This is a genomic window from Bradyrhizobium sp. AS23.2 (assembly GCF_001908185.1).
GTDB lineage: Bacteria > Pseudomonadota > Alphaproteobacteria > Rhizobiales > Xanthobacteraceae > Bradyrhizobium.
The window spans coordinates 1-1079 of the sequence record NZ_LGHM01000403.1 but is presented as its reverse complement, the minus strand read 5'-3'; the positions used below and the strand labels follow the sequence as shown (position 1 = coordinate 1079).

The following is a 1079-nucleotide window of genomic DNA, read 5'->3' as shown; positions in this document are numbered from 1 at the left end:
TGATCCTCGCGGTTATGTTGGCGGATGCAGACGTTCACTTTGGCCCTTTGAACGAGTTTTTACCCTCAGGGTAAGTGACCGGCTCAACTTGATCTTCCCCCGAAAAAATGGACAGGGTTAAGCTGCTTTTAGCTCCATCTCGATCGGGCTGATAAAGCCGATGGCGGAGTGACGACGAGTTCGATTGTAGAAGCCTTCGATATAGGCAAAGATATCCCGTGTGGCTTCTGCCCGTGTTGCATAGTGCCTGTTGTGGACGAGCTCCGTCTTGAGCGTGTGAAAGAAGCTCTCCATCGGAGCATTGTCATAGCAGTCGCCCTTGCGGCTCATCGACGCCCTGAGGCCGGCGGAAATGCATCAGCTTGCGGTAATCCGCCGAGGCATATTGAACGCCGCGATCGGAATGGTGGATCAGGCCGGCACCTGGCCGCTGCGCCGAGATCGCCATCCGCAAGGCCGCCAAGGGCAGGCCGGCGCGCAAATGATCCGCCATCGCCCAGCCGACAATCCTGCGGCTGTACAGATCCATGATGGCGGCCAGATAGAGCCAGCCCTGATCGGTCTCGATGTAGCTGATATCGGCCAGCCAGATCTGGTTCGGAGCAGTGGCGATGAAGTTGCGGTCGAGCAGGTTCGGGGCGACCGGCAGGTCGTGGCGGCTGTCGGTGGTCCGCACCCGGCGTGGCCGCGCCATGATGGCCCTGATGCCGTGACGTCGCATCAACCGCTCGATGCGACCACGGCTCGCCCCGCGGTCCTGAGCCTTCAACTCGACATGGATACGCGGGCTGCCATAGCGCCCGCGGGTGTCGCGGTGGACCCGCCTGATGTCGTCGACGAGGTCACGATTGGCAGCAGTTCGCCGGCTCTCCGGGCGCGAGCGCCAGGCATAATAGCCGGCCGGCGAGACACCGAGCACGTCGCACAGGAGCGTCACCGGATAATCGGCGCGGCGATCTTCGATGAAGCGGAATCTCATGTCCGTGTTCCAGCAAAGATCGCGATCGACTTTTTTTAAAATGTCGCGCTCCATGCGCAGCCGCTCGTTCTCTCGCTGCAAACGCGCGATCTCTGCCGCG

1 pseudogene is annotated in these 1079 nt (G+C 61.1%); it reads right to left on the bottom strand.

Annotated elements, in window-relative coordinates:
- Nucleotides 1–117 precede the first annotated feature (117 nt).
- Nucleotides 118–1079: pseudogene (locus AC630_RS42535) on the bottom strand (IS3 family transposase); the annotation flags it as partial.